Genomic DNA, 654 nt, shown 5'->3' on the forward strand with positions numbered 1-654 from the left:
GTCCAGACCCAGGCCGATCTAGCCATTACCAAGGCCGACAATCCCGACCCAGTGATCGTGGGCACGCTGCTCACCTACACGCTGGTCGTCACCAACTACGGCCCATTGGTGGCCCGCGGCGTTGTCGTCACCGACATTCTGCCGCCTGCGGTGGCCTTCGTTTCGGCTGACCCGATGCCTGCCTCCGGCCCCAACCCGTTGGTCTGGAGCCTGGGCGACCTGGCAGCCGGTGAGTCAAGGCAGCTAACGTTGACCGTCCGGGTGCTGGTTACGGCAACCAGCGTCTTCACTAACGCCGTCGTCGTCGGCTCCGAGACACCCGATGACAACCCGGGCGACAACTCCGACGACGAACCCACCACGCTGCTGGTGCCGGGCCTAGAACTAACCAAAGACGTGGCGCCGGGCATCGCTGTGCGAAACATGCCCTTCACCTACACCATCCGCATCACCAACACCGGCCTAGTGACCTTCAGCCGGCTGATCCTGACGGACACGCTGCCTGCAGACTTCTACTACATCCGAGGCTCGGGCGTGCCTACAGATCCGGACGTCATCGCCGAGCCCGTGCTGGTCTGGCTCGATCTGGGATCGCTGGCCCCCGGGCAAAGCCTCACCGTGACGTTTGCAGTGACGGCGACGTCGGGCGTCACC

At 64.5% G+C, this 654-nt stretch carries 1 protein-coding gene; it reads left to right on the top strand.

Translation table 11 applies throughout. The features are described from left to right. Positions 1 to 654: DUF11 domain-containing protein (locus tag NZ653_10155; protein MCS7287478.1), on the top strand; the 654-nt coding region annotated here is incomplete at both ends.

The organism is Anaerolineae bacterium (genome assembly GCA_025062375.1).
Taxonomy (GTDB): Bacteria; Chloroflexota; Anaerolineae; order SpSt-600; family SpSt-600; genus SpSt-600.